1 protein-coding gene and 1 pseudogene are annotated in these 1,429 nt (G+C 73.8%); one reads left to right on the forward strand and one right to left on the reverse strand.

Translation table 11 applies throughout. From position 1 onward, the window contains the following. Positions 1-252 (reverse strand): annotated as a pseudogene (locus tag ACWD3D_RS37075) (hypothetical protein); the annotation flags it as partial. A 124-nt stretch (positions 253-376) separates the two neighbouring features. On the opposite strand from ACWD3D_RS37075, the gene ACWD3D_RS37080 reads away from it, so the two are divergent. After that, positions 377-1,429: protein kinase domain-containing protein (locus tag ACWD3D_RS37080; RefSeq protein ID WP_451465025.1), on the forward strand; the 1,053-nt coding region annotated here is incomplete at its 3' end.

Raw genomic sequence — 1,429 nt, forward strand, 5'->3', positions numbered from 1 at the left:
CATCGCCCCCACCGGCAGCAGCCTGATGGCGGCGTAGTTGGTGCCCGGTCCGGTGCGGACGTAGACCCGGTAGCCCGGTGCGATCGGGTAGCGGGGGTACTCGTAACCGAGGGTCGCGAGGCCGGCGGGCTCGACGGCCAGTGTCTTCGCGCCCTGTGGGACGACCGGTTCCGAGAGCGTCTCCACGGTGCTCGTGGACTCGGCTCCGTTCGATGACGCGGTCGCTTCGGTGGTGCTCTCCTCGATGGCCATGCGGCCCTCCCCCGGGTCGAATCGGTACAGGTGACGCGCAGGCTAACAAGCCTTGCGCGGCAAGGGCGAAGCATCGAATAGGCTCCGTGCGTCGCGCTTGCGGTCGAACACACGGGGGTGGGTGATGGCACCGCTGCGGGAAGTCGGGCCGGATCCGGAAACGGAACGTCCCGAGTACGCCGGCCGGTACCGCCTGGAAGCACGTCTCGGCGAGGGCGGCATGGGTGTCGTCCACCTCGCCACGTCCGCGTCGGGGCTCCCGCTGGCGATCAAGATCGTGCACCGGAGTTACGCGGCGGACCCCGAGTTCCGGGCACGTTTCCGGCAGGAGGTCGCGGCCGCGCGGCGGGTCAGCGGCGCGTTCACCGCACCGGTCGTCGACGCCGACCCGACGGCCCCGCTGCCCTGGATGGCGACCCTGTACGTACCCGGTCCGACGCTCTCCGCGCAGGTGAAGCGGAACGGCCCGATGAACCCGGCGCAGTTGCGGCGGCTCACCGCCGGGCTGGCCGAGGCGCTGCGGGACATCCACCGGGCGGGGGTCATCCACCGCGATCTGAAGCCCAGCAACGTGCTGCTGCCGGACTCCGGGCCGAAGGTCATCGACTTCGGGATCTCCCGGCCGTACGACAGCGAGCTGCGCACGGAGACCGGGAAGGTGATCGGCTCGCCGCCCTACATGGCGCCCGAACAGTTCCAGCGCCCCCGGGAGGTCGGTCCGGCCGCCGACGTGTTCGCGCTGGGCGCGGTGCTGGTCCACGCGGCGACCGGGCGGGGGCCGTTCGACTCGGACAGCCCGTACCAGGTGGCGTACCAGGTGGTGCACGACGAGGCGGACCTGACCGGGGTGCCGGAGGATCTTGCCGCGCTCGTCGCGCAGTGCCTGGCGAAGGAGCCCGAGCGGCGGCCGACCCCGGACGAGATCATGGCGGCTCTGCTGCCGCCCTCCTACGACGCGGCGGCCTTCGTGCCCGCCCAGCGGCAGCCGTCGCCCGAGGACCGCGCTCCCGTCCGGGAGGCGGCCGGAGGCGGCGGCGACGTGCGGGCGACGCCCGCGGGCGTCGGCGAGGGCGACGGCGACGTACCGGAGGCCGGTGACGGCACCGCCGGGGAGGCCGCCGGGCCGCCCCGCGCGGAGTCGACCCATGTGCGGGACGCGCCGGCCGCCGCGCCGGAC

Source organism: Streptomyces sp. NPDC002690, from assembly GCF_053592415.1.